Source organism: Pseudomonas sp. Larv2_ips, assembly GCF_963879675.1.
Taxonomy (GTDB): Bacteria; Pseudomonadota; Gammaproteobacteria; order Pseudomonadales; family Pseudomonadaceae; genus Aquipseudomonas.
In genome coordinates this window covers 479,938-497,898 of the sequence record NZ_CAWOAW010000006.1, presented here as the reverse complement: position 1 = coordinate 497,898, position 17,961 = coordinate 479,938, and the positions used below count along the sequence as shown (strand labels likewise).

15 protein-coding genes are annotated in these 17,961 nt (G+C 60.0%); 12 read left to right on the top strand and 3 right to left on the bottom strand.

Going from position 1 to position 17,961, the window contains the following annotated elements; translation table 11 throughout:
- The first annotated feature begins 43 nt into the window (after positions 1 to 43).
- Positions 44 to 1,018, top strand: coding sequence for an alpha/beta hydrolase family protein (locus AACV02_RS03630; RefSeq protein ID WP_119737690.1), 975 nt, complete (start codon positions 44 to 46; stop codon positions 1,016 to 1,018).
- Positions 1,019 to 1,163: 145 nt separating this feature from the next.
- On the opposite strand, the gene AACV02_RS03625 is transcribed toward AACV02_RS03630, so the two are convergent.
- From AACV02_RS03625 to AACV02_RS03615, 3 genes are read right to left on the bottom strand one after another with little or no spacing between them, the layout of a single operon-like run.
- Positions 1,164 to 1,931, bottom strand: a complete 768-nt coding sequence (locus tag AACV02_RS03625) for a TerB family tellurite resistance protein (RefSeq protein WP_119737688.1) — start codon at positions 1,929 to 1,931, stop codon at positions 1,164 to 1,166.
- A gap of 1 nt (position 1,932) precedes the next feature.
- Positions 1,933 to 2,607, bottom strand: coding sequence for an N-acetylmuramate alpha-1-phosphate uridylyltransferase MurU (gene murU / locus AACV02_RS03620; RefSeq protein WP_119737686.1), 675 nt, complete (start codon positions 2,605 to 2,607; stop codon positions 1,933 to 1,935).
- Entirely contained in the window at positions 2,604 to 3,629 is a 1,026-nt protein-coding gene (locus AACV02_RS03615; protein WP_119737684.1) for an aminoglycoside phosphotransferase family protein, read from the bottom strand. The genes murU and AACV02_RS03615 overlap by 4 nt, the downstream gene beginning before the upstream one ends.
- Positions 3,630 to 3,759: 130 nt before the next feature.
- Here AACV02_RS03615 and AACV02_RS03610 point away from each other — a divergent pair, with 130 nt between their 5' ends.
- From AACV02_RS03610 to AACV02_RS03560, 11 genes are all read left to right on the top strand, one after another.
- Positions 3,760 to 6,573, top strand: a complete 2,814-nt coding sequence (locus AACV02_RS03610; protein ID WP_119737681.1) for an LPS-assembly protein LptD — start codon at positions 3,760 to 3,762, stop codon at positions 6,571 to 6,573.
- Positions 6,548 to 7,888, top strand: a complete 1,341-nt coding sequence (locus AACV02_RS03605; RefSeq protein WP_119737679.1) for a peptidylprolyl isomerase — start codon at positions 6,548 to 6,550, stop codon at positions 7,886 to 7,888. Before AACV02_RS03610 ends, AACV02_RS03605 begins: the two co-directional genes overlap by 26 nt.
- Positions 7,885 to 8,874 (top strand): 4-hydroxythreonine-4-phosphate dehydrogenase PdxA, encoded by a 990-nt coding sequence (gene pdxA / locus AACV02_RS03600; protein WP_119737677.1) that lies wholly within the window; start codon positions 7,885 to 7,887, stop codon positions 8,872 to 8,874. Before AACV02_RS03605 ends, pdxA begins: the two co-directional genes overlap by 4 nt.
- On the top strand, positions 8,871 to 9,683 hold the full coding sequence (rsmA, locus tag AACV02_RS03595) for a 16S rRNA (adenine(1518)-N(6)/adenine(1519)-N(6))-dimethyltransferase RsmA (protein WP_119737675.1): 813 nt from the start codon (positions 8,871 to 8,873) through the stop codon (positions 9,681 to 9,683). Before pdxA ends, rsmA begins: the two co-directional genes overlap by 4 nt.
- 231 nt (positions 9,684 to 9,914) lie before the next feature.
- Positions 9,915 to 10,295, top strand: a complete 381-nt coding sequence (gene apaG, locus AACV02_RS03590) for a Co2+/Mg2+ efflux protein ApaG (RefSeq protein ID WP_106575521.1) — start codon at positions 9,915 to 9,917, stop codon at positions 10,293 to 10,295.
- Positions 10,295 to 11,143: a symmetrical bis(5'-nucleosyl)-tetraphosphatase gene (locus AACV02_RS03585; protein WP_119737673.1), complete on the top strand. Its 849-nt coding sequence runs from the start codon at positions 10,295 to 10,297 to the stop codon at positions 11,141 to 11,143. The genes apaG and AACV02_RS03585 overlap by 1 nt, the downstream gene beginning before the upstream one ends.
- A 9-nt stretch (positions 11,144 to 11,152) precedes the next feature.
- The gene (gene glpE / locus AACV02_RS03580) at positions 11,153 to 11,482 is read left to right on the top strand and encodes a thiosulfate sulfurtransferase GlpE (RefSeq protein ID WP_106575523.1); all 330 of its coding nucleotides are present in this window, start codon (positions 11,153 to 11,155) and stop codon (positions 11,480 to 11,482) included.
- Positions 11,483 to 11,767: 285 nt separating this feature from the next.
- A complete protein-coding gene (locus tag AACV02_RS03575; protein ID WP_003194732.1) occupies positions 11,768 to 13,690 on the top strand; it encodes a PrkA family serine protein kinase in 1,923 nt (640 codons plus the stop codon).
- Positions 13,691 to 13,803: 113 nt separating this feature from the next.
- Entirely contained in the window at positions 13,804 to 15,075 is a 1,272-nt protein-coding gene (locus AACV02_RS03570; protein ID WP_119737671.1) for a YeaH/YhbH family protein, read from the top strand.
- Positions 15,072 to 16,637: a SpoVR family protein gene (locus AACV02_RS03565; protein WP_106575525.1), complete on the top strand. Its 1,566-nt coding sequence runs from the start codon at positions 15,072 to 15,074 to the stop codon at positions 16,635 to 16,637. The genes AACV02_RS03570 and AACV02_RS03565 overlap by 4 nt, the downstream gene beginning before the upstream one ends.
- Positions 16,638 to 16,700: 63 nt before the next feature.
- Positions 16,701 to 17,930: a multifunctional CCA addition/repair protein gene (locus AACV02_RS03560; protein ID WP_119737668.1), complete on the top strand. Its 1,230-nt coding sequence runs from the start codon at positions 16,701 to 16,703 to the stop codon at positions 17,928 to 17,930.
- Positions 17,931 to 17,961 lie beyond the last annotated feature (31 nt).

Below are 17,961 nucleotides of genomic sequence, written 5' to 3'. Positions count from 1 at the left end.
AACCCATTAGGCTGCTGGAATCACTTCTGGCCGGGAATTAACGATGCCCTTTATCCACCGTTCGGCACTGCCAGCATTGTGCCTGTCGCTGCTATTTACCAGCGCCTTTTCTGTGCAGGCCGCCGACGCGCCTGCACCCGCCGCCGAAAAACCGGCTGAACGCCAACCCCTGCCCGAGCGCAGCCAGGAAGAAGCCAGCGCCCTGGAGCGTCAGGTTCCGCAACAGGAACAGCAACAATTGCAGGCCGGCAGCGATTCATTCCTGGCCCTGTGGAAGCCGGCCAACAGCGCCGAGCCCGAAGGCGTGGTGATTATCGTGCCGGGCGCCGGGGAAAGCGCTGACTGGCCACAAGCAATCGCACCGTTGCGGCGCAAATTACCCGACGCCAATTGGGCCACGCTGAGCCTGTCGCTGCCGGACGTGAACGTCGACACCTTGCCGCCACGCGTCCTGGAATCGCCCAAGGCCGCCGTCGATACCAGCAGCAAAGACGGCAGCACCGCGGCCAAACCCATCGAACAAGCCGCCAGCGCCGAAGCCGAAGGCACCGACCCTGCGGTAGTGCCGGGCGCCGATGAACAAGACAAGACCGACGCCAAACGCATCTTCGACCGCATCGATGCCGCCGTTGCCTTTGCCCAGACCCAGAGCGCACGCAGCGTGGTGCTGCTCGGCCACGGCACGGGCGCCTGGTGGGCGGCGCGTTACCTGAGCGAGAAACAACCGTCCCAGGTGCAAAAGCTGGTGATGGTGGCAGGTAAGACGCCGGCGGCCAGGCAGCCAGACCTGCAACAATTGGCCCCGGCGTTGAAAGTGCCAACGGCGGATGTTTTTTACCAGGACGGCGCTCAGGAGCGCAAAAACGCACTGGCACGCATCCAGGCCGCCAAGCGTGGGAAGAATGCCAGCTATAAACAGGTGTCACTCAAGACCTTGCCCGGCAACAGTTCGGCTGAGCAGGAACAGTTGTATCGGCGGGTTCGCGGGTGGTTGAGCCCGCAGACTGCTGCTGAGTAACCTTGATCTGATAACCCAATCAACTGTGGAAACTGGCTTGCCTGCGATAGCGGGCTGTAGGTGACAACTGTTTAGCTGACACACCGCTATCGCCGGCAAGCCAGCGCCCACACGAATGGAGTTGGCAACTCGGGATTTGTACTGGTTAGCGAAAATCCCGGCGCTCGCGAATCAACGCATAAGCGTTATGCAGCTCACGGGTTCGCTCGGTCGCTTCGCGCACCTGTGCGGCGCTCGCGCCAGTGCCGGCAATCTTGTCCGGGTGGTGGCGACTGAGCAGGCGGCGATAGGCGCGTTTGATCACACTCGGTTCGCTGGTGGACGTGACCCCCAAAATTCGCATCGCGTCCTGATAGGCGCCCGCACGATTGGCCAACGGCTTGCGCTCCTGCACGTAATCGGCAGCCAGCGCCTGCAGCTGTTGCGGCGTCCAGCCGAGCCACTTGCCCCACAGGTCGATCAAGTCGCGCTCGGCGTTATCCACCTTGCCGTCCGCCCAGGCCATGCGCCAACAGGCGCGCAGTAAACCCTCTGCGGCATGGGGCTGGGCCTTGAGCACGCGCAGGTAATTGCGCACTCGGTCGGAACCGGACTTGCCTCGATTGAACGCGGTAATCGCCCGGCGCTGGGCCGACTCGGTCATGTCCAGCGCACGCATCTCCTGGCGCGCCTGCTGGATATGCCCATCCACCACGCGGCCATTGCTCTTGGCCAGGCGCCCCAACAGCACGAACAGCAGTTCGTCATTGCGCAACGCCGGGCGCCCGCCCAGGCGCTCGCGCAGTTGCGCCCAACTTTGCAGCTGAAGGCGGCGATCCAGCGCCTGCCCCAGCAATGCCCCCAACAAGGCCCCCGGAATACTGGCAATGGCAAAGCCAGCCCCGGCACCGATCAGTGTCCCTGGCCACAACATCTTATTGCCCCGCAGTCAGCAAGGTTTCGACCTGCGCCAGACGCTCCAGCGTGCCGACATCAATCCAGCGTCCCGTCATGTGTTCTCCCGTTACCAGACCTTTGGCCATGGCCGTGCGCAGCAGCGGCGCCAGCTTGAAGGCACCGGCACTGCAACCCGCGAACAATTGAGGGTCGAGCACTGAAATGCCACTGAAGGTCAGGTTATCGGCACCGGGCGCCGCATCATGAAGCACCCCTTGATCCAGGTGGAAATCGCCGCCGGAGGGGTGATGCGCCGGGTTATCCACCATCACCAGATGCGCCAGCCCCTGAAGTGGCCGGCGCAATTGGGTGAAGTCGTAGTCGGTCCAGATATCGCCATTGACCACCAGGAAGGGCTCGTCACCCAGCAACGGCAATGCCTGGAAAATCCCGCCGCCCGTTTCCAGCGGCTCGCCTTCGGCCGAATACTGGATGCGCAGGCCAAACTGCGCACCGTCGCCCAAGTAACTTTCGATCTGCTGGCCGAGCCACGCATGGTTGATCACGATTTCGCTGAAGCCGGCCTTGGCCAGCGCCTCAAGGTGATACTCGATCAGCCGCTTGCCGCCCGCCTGCACCAGGGGTTTGGGCGTGTGCAAGGTCAACGGGCGCATGCGCTCACCCTTGCCGGCCGCCAGGATCATGGCTTTCATACGCTCGCCTCGACAGGTTGGCGCAGGCTGGCAAGCAGTTCGCCCAACTCGGCCAGCTCAGGACGGTCTGCCAGCACCGCTTCTATATAAGCAAAGAAGCGCGGCACGTCCGCCAGGTAGCGTGGCTTGCCGTCGCGATGGCAGATACGCGCGAAAATACCGATCACCTTGAGGTGACGCTGCACGCCCATCAAGTCACTGGCGCGCTGGAATTCTTCGAAATCGGCCTGTACCGGAATGCCCAACTGCCCGGCACGCTCCCAATAGCCCCGTTGCCACGCGCGTACGCGCGCTTTCGGCCAGCTGAGGAACGCATCCTTGAACAGGCACGTGATGTCGTAGGTGACCGGGCCGTAGACGGCGTCCTGGAAATCCAGCACACCGGGGTTCGGTTCGCTGATCATCAGGTTGCGCGGCATATAGTCGCGATGCACCAGCACTTTAGGCTGGGCCAGGGCGCTGTCGATCAAGTGATCGCTGACGCGCTGCCACAAGGCCTGTTGCTGGGTATCCAACTCGATACCCAAGTGCCGGCGAACGTACCATTCCGGAAACAGTTCCAGCTCGCGGCGCAACAAGGCTACGTCATAGCTGGGCAGCGGCGCGTCCATCGGCAATTGCTGAAAAGCCAGCAACGCATCGATGGCATCGGCGAACAATGGATCGGCGTTTTGCTCGTCAATCACGTCCAGATAGGTTTTTTTGCCCAGGTCATTAAGCAAAAGAAAGCCGCGCGGCAAATCTTCTGCATAAATTTTTGGCACATTTATTCCTGATTTCGCCAGAAAATCAGCGATATCGACGAAAGGTTTGCAGTTTTCCTGGGGGGGTGGCGCGTCCATTACGACGAAACTTTGCCCACCGCCTTCCCACCGGAAGTAACGCCTGAAACTCGCGTCGCTGCTGGCCGCGGTCAATGTGGCCGGGGGTACGGCGCCCCAGTCCTGAGCGTTGAAAAGGATCGGCAACTGCTCATCCAGCCAGACTTTCAGCTGTTGTAAACGTAGATCTTGCTCGGGCATTACAAGGGTCTCCGACGGCGCTAGCCGTCAAGCGGGTCATGCTTTATTATCACGCATCTTTTTCAGACCATCGAGAGGCGTGCGGCCCACACCGCGGGCAGATGGCACGCAGGAAGCCCGGACTAATAAGATGGCATTGAAATCCCCCGCGTTTCGTAGAAAATTTCCGTTGCTGGTAACCGGCAGTCTGCTGGCCATGCAACCTTTCGCCACCTCATTCGTGGTCGCCGCGGAACAGTATGACTGCTCAGTCTCTGCTTCGGGTGCCTGGGATTGCGCGCCGAAAACCGCCGCAGCCCCGTTGCCACCACGCCCGGTGCATGACGGCGCAGCCGTCAGCTCGGCCGGCAGCACGGCGCAAGCCAATGCTGACGGCAGCGCCGAGGCCGAACCGAAGACCGCTCTGGTCACCGAAGCCAAGGGCCGTGGCCTGCGTTCGCGCAGCGCCGACTACAGCCACCTGGACTGGGTGCCTCGCGAGAAGCTGACCGCAGCCCAACTGGCTGAAACCGGTCCTTATTGCTCCGGCGCGTACATCGAACCGGTTCGTCCTGGCATGAACGACAAGACGAACAAGAGCGATGCGCCGACCTTCATCGGTGCCAAGGCCTCGCGTTATGAGCAGGAACAACAGGTCGCGACCCTGGCCGGTGACGTTGTCATGCGTCAGGGCAGCATGCAGCTGGAGGCTCAGGAAGCCAGCCTGTATCAGGCCGAGAACCGTGGCGAGCTGAACGGCAACGTGCGTCTGCGCGACAACGGCGCCCTGATCGTGGGCGACCATGCCCAGGTCCAGCTCGACACCGGTGCCGCTCAGATCGACAACGCCGAATACGTGCTGCACAAATCGCGTATCCGCGGTAACGCGCTGTACGCCAAGCGTGCCGAGAACGCGATCATCCGTCTCAAGGACGGTACGTACACCACCTGCGAGCCGGACAGCAACGCCTGGCAGCTCAAAGGCAACAACATCACGTTGAACCCGGCCACCGGTTTCGGTACGGCGACCAACGCGACGTTGCGGGTCAAGAACATTCCGATCCTGTACACCCCGTATATCTACTTCCCGATCGACGACCGTCGTCAATCCGGCTTCCTGCCGCCAAGCTTCAGCACCGGCAGCGAAACCGGCTTTACCCTGGTTACGCCGTACTACTTCAACCTGGCACCGAACTACGATGCCACGTTGTACCCCCAGTACATGACCAAGCGCGGCATGATGGTGGAAGGCGAATTCCGCTACCTCACCAAGTCCAGCGAAGGTCAGTTCGGCGGCGCGTACCTGAACGATGACAGCGACGAGCGTAAAGGTCAGAGCGACTACGAAAAAGACCGTTACATGGTCAACTGGCAGCACAAGGGCGGTCTGGATTCACGTGTAGCGACGCAGGTCGACTACACCAACATCAGCGACCCTTACTTCTTCCAGGATCTGAAGACCTACCAAGAAGGCGTTCAGCCGCGAGACTTCGTCAACCAGCAGGGTTCCGTGGCTTATCGTGGCGACGATTTCCAGGCGCGCCTGAACCTTCAGGCCTACCAGCTGGCGACGATCTCTCAGATCACTCCGTATGACCGGTTGCCGCAGATCACCTTCAACGGGATGCTGCCATACCACCCGGGTGGCGTGAACTTCACCTACGAGACGGAAGCTGTCCGGTTTGAACGTAGCCTGGAAAAGGGCACCTTCACCGATGAAGATGGCCTGGTTTCGAATCGACTCGACACATTCGTCACAGGCCTGACCCGTGCAAACGGTACTCGTCTGAACGTTGCGCCGGCTGTTGAATACCCGATGAACTGGACCTACGGCTTCATTACGCCGAAGCTCAAGTATGTCTACACCAAGTACGATCTTGACCTGGACAGCACAGGCAAAGACCAGATCATCGCGCAACAGAACGCGTCAGTTGCAGCGGGCACTCAATACGCCGGCGGCGTATTCAAGAGCTCTCAAGACCGCGCCATTCCAGTTGCCAGTATCGACAGCGGCCTGTACTTCGACCGCAACACGAACTGGTTCGGCAAAGACTATCGCCAAACCTTGGAACCACGTGCCTACTATCTCTATGTGCCTAACAAGGACCAGAGCGATATCCCGGTATTTGACACCAGTGAATACTCGTTCAGTTACGGCTCACTGTTCCGCGATAACCGCTTCAGCGGCTCCGACCGGATCGGCGACGAGAACAAGCTGTCGTTGGGCGTGACCAGTCGCTGGATCGAAGACAACGGTTTCGAGCGTCAGCGCGTATCCGTGGGCCAGGCGGTGTACTTCAAGGATCGCCAGGTTCAACTTCCAGGCATCCTTGCGTCCGACCGTGCAGATGCACAGTCTGACGTTTCCCCTATCGCTCTGGAATACGAATACCGCTACAACCGCGACTGGCGCGCAACCGCCGACTACAACTGGGATACCGAGGAGCACAGCGTTCGTTCCGGCAGCGCGATGCTTCACTACCAGCCAGAAGACAACCCGAACAAGATCATCAACGTCGGTTACCGCTACCGCAACGACCAAGTGGTCTACAACCAGCTGACCGGCAAATGGCAGTTTGGTGGCGATTACGGCCAGCCAGGCGATCCGAACTTCATCAAGGATTACTACAAAATCCAGCAACACGACTTCTCGATGATGTGGCCGATCATTCCTCAATGGAACCTGATCACCCGTTGGCAATATGACTATGCCCGCAACCGTACCCTGGAAGCCTTTGGTGGTTTCGAGTACGACAACTGCTGCTGGAAACTGCGCGTCATCAACCGTTACTGGGTTTCCAACGACGAATACAGCCAGATCGCCCCGCTGAACGAAAAGGGTGACCACGGGCTCTTCTTCCAGATCGTCCTTAAAGGACTCGGCGGCCTGACCGGCGCCAAGGTAGAGAGCTTCCTCGACAAAGGCATTCAAGGTTATCGTGAACGTGAAGATCAAGCTTTCTGATTGTCTGCGCCCACTCGTGCTGGGCGCACTGTTCCTGGGGACCGCTTCGGCACACGCTGCGGTTCAACCGCTGGACAAGGTTGTGGCCATCGTCGATAACGACGTGATCATGCAGAGCCAACTCGACCAACGGGTCAAGGAAGTTCAGCAAACCATCGCCAAGCGTGGCGGCGGCGTACCACCTACCAGCGTGCTGGACCCACAGGTTCTGGAGCGCCTGATTGTCGAAAACCTGCAACTGCAGATCGGCGATCGTTCCGGCATCCGTATTTCGGACGAAGAGCTGAACCAGGCGGTCGGTACTATCGCTCAACGCAACAACATGAGCGTTGACCAGTTCCGCGCGGCACTGGCTCACGACGGTTTGTCCTATGAGGACGCCCGTGACCAGATCCGCCGTGAAATGATCATCAGCCGTGTACGTCAGCGCCGCGTGGCCGAGCGTGTGCAGGTGTCCGAGCAGGAAGTGAAGAACTTCCTGGCATCGGACCTTGGCAAGATGCAGCTCTCCGAAGAACTGCACCTGGCCAACATCCTGATCCCGACGCCAGACAGCGCCAACGCCGAACAGCTCAATGCTGCCGCCGCAAAAACCCAGGCTGTTTATGACCGCCTGAAAGCCGGTGCTGACTTTGCCCAGACGGCGATTGCCGTGTCCGGCAGTGACAACGCTCTGGACGGCGGTGACATGGGCTGGCGTAAAGCTGCTCAGCTGCCACCTCCGTTCGACCGTGAGCTGAGTGCGATGAACGTGGGTGACATTACCCAGCCAGCACGTACGCCAGGCGGCTTTATCATCCTCAAGTTGCTCGGCAAGCGCGGCGGCGAGACCTCGCTGAAAGACGAGGTGCACGTTCGTCACATCCTGGTCAAACCAAGCGAGATCCGCACCGAAGCGCAAACCAAGGAACTGGCCCAGAAGATCTATGACCGCATCGAAGGCGGTGAAGATTTCGCCACGCTGGCCAAGAGTTTCTCGGAAGACCCGGGTTCGGCCCTCAACGGCGGTGACCTGAACTGGATCGACCCGAAAGCGCTGGTGCCTGAGTTCCAGGACGTGATGGCCAAGACCCCGCAAGGCGTTCTGTCCAAGCCGTTCAAGACCCAATATGGCTGGCATGTACTGGAAGTCCTTGGCCGTCGCGCCACTGACAACACCACGCAGGCCCGCGAGCAGCAAGCACTGACCGTGTTGCGTAACCGCAAATACGATGAAGAGCTGCAAACCTGGTTGCGTCAGATCCGTGACGAAGCCTACGTGGAAAACAAGCTGCCAGGCGCCGAGCAAACAGGCACCGACCAGGCAGCACAGTGAAACCCCAGCGTTTCGCGGTAACACCCGGCGAGCCGGCCGGCATTGGTCCTGACCTGTGCCTGCTGCTCGCCTCGCACCCTCAGCCACACCCCCTGATTGCCATTACCAGCCGTGACCTGCTCCTCGAGCGGGCCGCGCAGCTGGGTGTGGCCGTTAACCTGGTGGACGTGTCACCGGGCAACTGGCCCGACCTGCCGGCACCTGCGGGCAGCCTGTACGTTTGGGACACTCCGCTTGCCGCCAAGGTGGTTGCCGGGCACCTGAACAAGGCCAATGCGGCCTTTGTACTGGAAACCCTGACGCGCGCCGGTCAAGGCTGCATCGACGGCGACTTCGCCGGCATGATCACCGCGCCGGTACACAAAGGCGTGATCAACGAATCCGGTATCGCCTTTTCCGGCCATACCGAATTCCTCGCCGAGCTGACCCATACCGCTCAAGTAGTGATGATGCTGGCCACACGCGGCCTGCGCGTTGCACTGGTGACGACGCATTTGCCGTTGCGTGATATCGCCGACGCGATCACCGCCGAGCGCCTGGAGCGTGTCACGCGCATCCTGCACGCCGACCTGCAACAGAAATTCGGCATTGCCCAACCGCGCATCCTGGTCTGTGGGCTCAACCCGCACGCCGGTGAAGGCGGCCATTTGGGCCATGAAGAAATCGACATCATCGAACCGACATTAGAGCGTCTGCGCCAAGAAGGCATGGACCTGCGTGGCCCACTGCCTGCAGACACTCTGTTTACCCCCAAGTATCTGGAGCACTGCGACGCAGTGCTGGCGATGTACCATGACCAGGGGCTGCCCGTGCTGAAATACAAAGGCTTCGGCGCCGCAGTCAACGTGACACTGGGCCTGCCGATCATCCGTACCTCCGTCGACCATGGCACTGCCCTGGACCTGGCGGGCAGCGGCAAGATCGATACCGGCAGCCTGCACGTGGCCCTGGAAACCGCCTATCAGATGGCCGAGACCCGTATATGACTGAGCATTACCAACACCGGGCGCGCAAGCGCTTCGGGCAAAACTTCCTGCACGACGCTGGCGTAATCGACCGCATCCTGCGCTCCATCCACGCCAAGCCGGAAGACCGCCTGCTGGAAATCGGCCCGGGCCAGGGCGCCTTGACCCAAGGCCTGTTGGCCAGTGGCGGGCAACTGGACGTGGTGGAACTGGACAAGGACTTGATCCCGATCCTCAACCAGCAGTTTGCTGGCAAACCCAATTTCAACCTGCACCAGGGCGATGCGCTGAAGTTCGACTTCAACAGCCTCAACGCTGCGCCCAGCAGCCTGCGGGTGGTGGGCAACCTGCCGTACAACATCTCCACACCGCTGATTTTTCACCTGCTGAACAACGCAGGAATCATCCGCGACATGCACTTCATGCTGCAAAAAGAAGTGGTTGAGCGTTTGGCGGCGCGCCCTGGTGGTGGTGATTGGGGCCGTCTGTCGATCATGGTTCAGTACCACTGCCGCGTAGAGCACCTGTTCAACGTTGGCCCGGGCGCGTTCAACCCGCCGCCGAAGGTCGACTCGGCCATCGTGCGCCTGGTGCCTCACGCCGTGCTGCCGTACCCGGCCAAGGATCACAAACTGCTGGAGCGCGTGGTACGCGAGGCGTTCAACCAACGCCGCAAAACCCTGCGCAACACGCTCAAGGCCCTGCTCAGCAATGCCGAAATCGAAGCCGCCGGCGTCGATGGCAGCCTGCGCCCCGAGCAACTGGACCTGGCCGCGTTTGTGCGCCTGGCTGATCAGCTTGCGATCCAGCCCGCGCCGACCGTGGAATAAGCTGTAACTCGATATAAATGTGGGAGCGGGCTTGTCCGCGATGGCGGTGCATCAGTTACACATTCAGTGACTGACACTGCGCATTCGCGGGCAAGCCCGTTCCCACATTTGCTCAGCGTTATACCGATAACGCTTGCCAGCTGCCCGACACATGTCTGGCCTAGTGCCCTCCTCATGGCCTAGACTGATCCGCATCTGCTGTCCTCCGCTTTTGCTTTTAAGGCCTCTTGCATGTCCGATCCTCGCTACCAGATCGACGTCAGCGTCGTCACCCGCTTCCTGGCGGACCAATCGCAACCCGAACACAACCGTTTCGCCTTTGCCTACACCATCACGGTGAAGAACAACGGGCAGGTGCCGGCCAAGCTGCTGTCGCGCCACTGGGTGATCACCGACGGTGACGGCCAGGTCGAGGAAGTGCGCGGCGCCGGCGTGGTTGGCCAGCAACCGTTGATCGACATCGGCGCCAGCCATACGTATAGCAGTGGCACGGTGATGACCTCCAAAGTCGGCACCATGCAGGGCACTTATCAGATGAAAGCCACTGACGGCAAACTGTTCGACGCTGTCATCGCGCCCTTCCGCCTCGCCGTGCCGGGAGCCCTGCACTGATGACGACGTACGCGGTCGGCGACCTGCAAGGCTGCCTGGAACCCCTCAAGTGCTTGCTGGAGCGAGTTGCCTTCAACCCGGCGAGCGACCGCCTGTGGTTAGTGGGTGACCTGGTCAATCGTGGGCCCGAATCCCTCCAAACCCTGCGCTACTTATATAGCCTGCGTGATTCCCTGGTCTGCGTACTGGGCAACCACGACCTGCACCTGCTGGCGGCCGGCAATAACATCGAGCGCTTGAAAAAAGGCGACACGCTGCGCGAGATCCTCGAAGCGCCGGATCGCACCGAGCTGCTGGAGTGGCTGCGTCGGCAAAAGCTCATGCATTACGACGAAGGCCGCAACATGGCTTTGGTCCATGCGGGCATCCCGCCCCAGTGGACGGTGAAAAAAGCCCTCAAGTGCGCTGCCGAAGTCGAAAACGCCCTGGCCGATGACAACCTCTACACCGCCTTTCTTGACGGCATGTACGGCAATGAGCCGGTCAAGTGGGACAACGACCTTACCGGCGTGGCCCGCCTGCGCGTGATCACCAACTACTTCACCCGCATGCGCTTTTGCACCGCCGAAGGCAAGCTGGACCTCAAGAGCAAGGAAGGCGCCGACACCGCCCTGCCCGGCTACAAACCCTGGTTCGCCCACAAGGAGCGCAAGACCCGTGACACGAAGATCATCTTCGGCCACTGGGCGGCCCTGGAAGGCAAATGCGATGAACCCGGCGTGTTCGCCCTCGACACCGGCTGCGTGTGGGGCGGCGCCATGACCCTGATGAACATCGACACCGGCGAGCGCCTGAGCTGCCAGTGCGAATCCCCCCTTTCTGTGACACAGCCGGCCGCCAAGCCATAGGAGCCCGCCATGAGCGAATTCAAACGTATCCCTCCCGAACAAGCCCAGGCGCTGCGCGAGCAAGGCGCGGTGGTGGTCGACATCCGCGATCAGCCGACGTATGCCGCCGCGCATATCAGCGGTGCGCAACATTTGGATAACACCAACATTGCCGACTTCATCCGTGCCGCCGACCTCGACGCGCCGGTGATCGTTGCCTGCTACCACGGCAACTCCAGCCAGAGCGCGGCCGCCTACCTGATCAGCCAGGGCTTCTCTGACGTGTATAGCCTGGACGGCGGCTTTGAGCTGTGGCGTGCGACCTATCCTGCAGAAATTGCCTCAGGCGATTCGCAATAATTTTTTTCACACCCCGCTACCCCGCGTGACGCTTGGGCTCGCGCCGTTTCTGACGAACGGCGCAGCCAAACTAATTACGTATCCCGCCTTGACCTCCCGGATTCCGAACTATCCTTAAGCGCAGGCCATCCGAATCAGGGGAGAGCCGGTACACCGGCGTGCGGGTCATCGGTAGCGTTTCAGGGTGTTTGGGGGGAAAACGGCCATTGGTTGATCACCAATGACTGCCAGCATCGACTGATTGACCCGGCGTCGGCTCCACGTATCGAGCGAGGTGACGACGTCATGAGTATCTTTAGCCACTTCCAACAACGCTTCGCGTCCACACAGCAGGAAGAACTCACGCTGCAAGAGTATCTCGAGCTGTGCAAACAGGACCGCAGTACCTACGCGTCTGCCGCCGAACGTCTGCTATTGGCGATTGGTGAGCCGGAGCTGGTGGAAACCGCGAATAATTCGCGCCTGTCGCGAATATTTTCCAACAAGGTGATCCGCCGCTATCCGGCCTTTGAAGACTTCCACGGCATGGAAGAATGCATCGACCAGATCGTCTCCTACTTCCGCCACGCCGCCCAAGGGCTGGAAGAGAAGAAACAAATCCTCTACCTGCTCGGCCCCGTCGGCGGCGGTAAGTCGTCTCTGGCTGAAAAGCTCAAACAGCTGATCGAGAAAGTGCCCTTCTACGCGATCAAGGGTTCGCCGGTCTTCGAGTCGCCTCTGGGCCTGTTCAACGCCACGGAAGATGGCGCGATCCTCGAAGAAGACTTTGGCATTCCACGGCGCTACCTCAACACCATCATGTCGCCCTGGGCCACCAAGCGCCTGGCCGAGTTTGGCGGTGACATCAGCCAGTTCCGCGTGGTGAAACTCTACCCGTCGATCCTCAACCAGATCGGCGTGGCAAAAACCGAACCGGGCGATGAGAACAACCAGGACATCTCGGCGCTGGTGGGTAAGGTCGATATCCGCAAACTCGAAGAATTCCCGCAGAACGACGCCGACGCCTATAGCTACTCGGGCGCGCTGTGCCGGGCCAACCAGGGCCTGATGGAATTTGTGGAGATGTTCAAGGCGCCGATCAAGGTGCTGCACCCACTGCTGACCGCCACCCAGGAAGGCAACTACAACAGTACCGAAGGCCTGGGCGCGATCCCGTTCACCGGGATTCTGCTGGCCCACTCCAACGAATCGGAATGGCACACCTTCCGCAACAACAAGAACAACGAAGCTTTCATCGACCGGATCTACATCGTCAAGGTGCCCTACTGCCTGCGCGTCAGCGATGAGATCAAGATCTACGACAAGCTGTTGTTCAACAGCTCGCTGGCCAAGGCGCATTGCGCGCCCGATACCTTGAAGATGCTCGCCCAGTTCACCGTGCTGTCGCGCCTCAAGGAGCCGGAGAACTCGAATATCTACTCGAAGATGCGCGTCTATGACGGCGAAAACCTCAAGGACACCGACCCCAAGGCCAAGTCGATTCAGGAATACCGCGACACCGCAGGCGTGGACGAGGGCATGAACGGCCTGTCGACACGTTTTGCGTTCAAGATCCTGTCCAAAGTCTTCAACTTCGACCCGCACGAAATCGCCGCCAACCCGGTGCACCTGCTCTACGTGCTGGAACAGCAGATCGAACAGGAGCAATTCCAGGCCGAAACCCGCGAGCGCTACCTGCGCTTCCTCAAGGAATACCTGGCGCCGCGCTATATCGAGTTCATCGGCAAGGAAATCCAGACCGCCTACCTGGAGTCCTACAGCGAATACGGCCAGAACATCTTCGACCGCTACGTGCTGTATGCGGACTTCTGGATTCAGGACCAGGAATACCGCGATCCGGAAACCGGCGAAATCCTCAACCGTGTGGCCCTCAACGAGGAGCTGGAGAAGATCGAAAAACCCGCCGGCATCAGCAATCCGAAGGATTTCCGCAACGAAATCGTCAACTTCGTGCTGCGCGCCCGCGCCAACAACAACGGCAAGAACCCAACCTGGCTCAGCTACGAGAAGCTGCGGGTGGTCATCGAGAAGAAAATGTTCTCGAACACCGAGGATCTGCTGCCGGTCATCAGCTTCAACGCCAAGGCCAGCAAGGAGGACCAGCAAAAACACAACGACTTCGTCACTCGAATGGTCGAGCGTGGCTACACCGACAAACAGGTACGGCTGCTCTCCGAGTGGTACCTGCGGGTTCGTAAATCACAGTAAGGCAGCGACAGGCGTGTACTGCCGGGCCTTTGGCCTGGCAGCTGACCGCTTGTCTCTAAGCTTCCAGCTCGCGGCTTGAAGCTTGTAACGTGAAGCTGCCCGGAGGGCTCCCCATGAGCTATGTGATCGACCGACGCCTCAATGGCAAGAACAAGAGCACGGTAAACCGCCAGCGTTTCCTGCGGCGTTACCGTGACCACATCAAAAAGGCCGTTGAAGAGGCCGTCAGCCGCCGCTCCATCACCGACATGGAGCATGGCGAGCAAATCAGTATTCCCGGACGCGACATTGACGAACCGGTGCTGCACCACGGTCGCGGCGGCAAACAGACCGTCGTGCACCCCGGCAACAAAGAATTCACCACCGGCGAACATATCCAGCGCCCCCAAGGCGGTGGCGGCGGTAAAGGCCCAGGCAAGGCGGGCAATTCCGGCGAGGGTATGGACGAGTTTGTGTTCCAGATCACCCAGGAGGAATTCCTGGAGTTCATGTTCGAAGACCTGGAGCTGCCCAACCTGGTCAAACGCAACCTGACCGGCACCGACACCTTCAAGACTGTTCGCGCCGGCATCAGCAACGAAGGCAACCCGTCCAGGATCAACATCATCCGCACCTTGCGCTCGGCCCATGCCCGGCGTATCGCCCTGTCAGGCAGCAGCCGCGCCAAATTGAAACATGCGAAGGAAGAGTTGGCGCGCTTAAAACGCGAAGAACCAGACAACTTCGGCGATATCCAGGCCATCGAGGCAGAAATAGAGAAACTTAGCGCGCGCATTCACCGCGTGCCTTTCCTCGACACCTTCGACTTGAAATACAACCTGCTGGTCAAACAACCCAACCCCAGCTCCAAGGCCGTGATGTTTTGCCTGATGGACGTGTCCGGTTCGATGACCCAGGCGACCAAGGACATCGCCAAGCGCTTTTTCATCCTGCTGTACCTGTTTCTCAAGCGGAACTACGACAAGATCGACGTGGTGTTCATCCGCCATCACACCAGCGCCCGGGAAGTGGATGAAGAAGAGTTTTTCTACTCGCGGGAAACCGGCGGCACCATCGTGTCCAGTGCGTTGAAGTTGATGCAGGAGATCATGGCCGAGCGCTATCCGGCCAATGAATGGAATATCTACGCGGCTCAGGCGTCCGACGGCGACAACTGGAACGACGACTCGCCGATCTGCCGCGATATTTTGATCAACCAGATCATGCCGTTTGTGCAGTACTACACGTACGTCGAAATTACTCCCCGTGAGCACCAGGCCCTGTGGTTTGAATATGAGCGTATCGGTGAAGCCTTTGCCGACACTTTCGCCCAACAGCAACTGGTCTCGGCCGGCGATATCTACCCGGTCTTCCGTGAACTCTTCCAGCGCAGGTTAGTGACATGACCGCCAAAAAAGAGCATAAGCGCCAACCCATTTCCACCGGCTCCGAGTGGACCTTTGAACTGATCCAGGCCTATGACCGGGAAATCAGCCGTATCGCGGCGGGTTATGCCCTGGACACCTATCCCAACCAGATCGAAGTGATTACCGCCGAACAGATGATGGATGCCTACGCCTCAGTCGGCATGCCCTTGGGTTATCACCACTGGTCCTACGGCAAACACTTCCTGAGTACGGAGAAGTCGTACACACGCGGCCAGATGGGCCTGGCCTACGAGATCGTCATCAACTCCGACCCGTGCATCGCCTACCTGATGGAAGAAAACACCATCTGCATGCAGGCGCTGGTGGTTGCCCACGCGTGCTACGGGCACAACAGCTTTTTCAAGGGCAATTACCTGTTCCGCACCTGGACCGATGCCAGTTCGATCATCGATTACCTGGTGTTCGCCAAGCAGTACATCATGCAATGCGAGGAACGCCACGGCATCGACGCGGTTGAGGACCTGCTCGACTCCTGCCATGCGCTGATGAACTATGGCGTTGACCGCTACAAACGCCCGTACCCGATTTCCGCCGAGGAAGAGCGCCTGCGCCAGAAGGAGCGCGAGGAGCACCTGCAGAAGCAGATCAACGACCTGTGGCGCACTATTCCGAAGAAAACCGGGAAAAACAGCGATAAAGACAATGCACGCTTCCCCGCCGAACCTCAGGAAAATATCCTGTATTTCCTGGAAAAACACGCGCCGCTGCTGGAGCCGTGGCAGCGCGAAATCGTGCGTATTGTGCGCAAAATCGCCCAATATTTTTATCCACAGCGCCAGACCCAGGTGATGAACGAAGGCTGGGCGACGTTCTGGCACTACACCTTGATGAATGACCTGTACGACGAAGGCCTCGTCACTGACGGCTTCATGATGGAGTTCCTCACCTCCCATACCAGCGTGGTGTTCCAACCCGGCTTCGACAGCCCGTACTACAGCGGCATCAACCCCTATGCACTGGGCTTTGCCATGTACCGCGACATCCGGCGCATGTGCGAACACCCCACCGAAGAGGATCGCCGCTGGTTCCCGGAAATCGCCGGCAGCGATTGGTTGTCGACCATCAAGTTCGCCATGAGCAGCTTCAAGGACGAGAGCTTCATCCTGCAGTACCTGTCACCCCAGGTGATTCGCGACCTCAAACTGTTCAGCATCATGGACGACGACCTCAAGGACGACCTGCTGGTGCCGGCCATTCACGACGAGCCCGGCTACCGCACCATCCGCGAGACATTGGCGGCGCAATACAACCTGGGCAACCGCGAGCCCAATGTGCAGATCTACAGCATCGATGTGCGCGGCGACCGCTCGCTGACCCTGCGTCATCAGCAGCACGACCGCAAACCCTTGGGCGAATCCACTGAGGAGGTACTCAAGCACCTGCATCGGTTGTGGGGCTTCGATATTCACCTGGAAACCCTGCAGGGCGACCAGGTGATGAAGACTCACCATGTGCCACCGCGCAGCGATCACAGCGACAACGACTACGGCCGCCTGGACCTGGCCGTCGTTCATCTCTGAAACTGCAAAGCCTCCATTGGTCAGGCACAGGCGGTATCCTGTGCCGCTAATGGAGGCTTTTTCATGAAAATCTACACAGTCGGCGGCGCGGTGCGTGATCGTCTGCTCGGCATCGAGGTCACCGACATCGACCGCGTGGTCGTCGGCGCAACCACTGAAGAAATGCTCGCCAAGGGCTACAAGCCGGTGGGTGCTGACTTCCCGGTATTCCTGGACCCGAAAAACGGCGACGAGTACGCCCTGGCCCGCACCGAGCGCAAGAGTGGCCGGGGTTATGGCGGCTTTGTGTTTCATGCCAGCCCCGAGGTCACGCTGGAAGAAGACCTGATTCGTCGCGACCTGACCATCAACGCCATGGCGGAGGACGGTGACGGCAACCTGACCGATCCGTACCACGGCCAGCGCGACCTGCAGGCGCGCATTCTGCGTCACGTATCCCCGGCGTTCGCCGAAGATCCCTTGCGTGTACTGCGTGTTGCGCGCTTCGCAGCGCGTTATGCCCATCTGGGTTTCACGGTAGCGCCTGAGACGCTCGGCCTGATGCGCCAACTCAGCGAGTCCGGCGAATTGGAAGCCCTGACGCCCGAGCGTAGCTGGAAGGAAATCTCCCGGGCCTTGATGGAAGATCAACCTCAGGTGTTCATCCAGGTGCTGCGTGACTGCCATGCGCTGAAAACCCTGATGCCGGAAGTGGACGCGTTGTTCGGCGTGCCACAGCCGGAGGCCCATCACCCCGAGATCGACACCGGCCTGCACACCTTGAGCGTGCTGGAACAGGCCGCCCTGCACAAACAACCCCTCACCGTGCGCTGGGCCTGCCTGCTGCATGACGTGGGAAAGGGCCTGACGGCTGTGGATAAGTTGCCGCAGCATATTGCTCATGAACAGACAGGCTTGAAGCTGATCAAGGCGGTCAACGAACGCTTCAAGGTGCCTAAGGATTGCCAGGAGCTGGCGCTGCTGGTGGGCCAATATCACACTCATGGCCACCGCGCTCTGGAACTCAAGGCCTCGACATTGCTGGAGCTGCTGCAGAGTTTTGACGTGTATCGCCGGCCTCAGCGGTTTGAGGAGTTCGTGGTGAGCTGTGAAATGGATGCACGCGGCCGCAAGGGCCTTGAGCAACGAAGTTATCCACAGGCGGATTATTTGCGCGGCGCGGCCAAGGTTGCGCGCGAAGTCGCGGTGGCGCCCCTGCTGGAGAAAGGCTTCAAAGGACCTGCGCTGGGCGAGGCGCTCAAGCGCGAGCGGCTCAAGGCGCTGAAAGCCTACAAGGAACACCACAACGTTTAACGAGCAAGCCTTGTGGCGAGCGGGCTTGCCC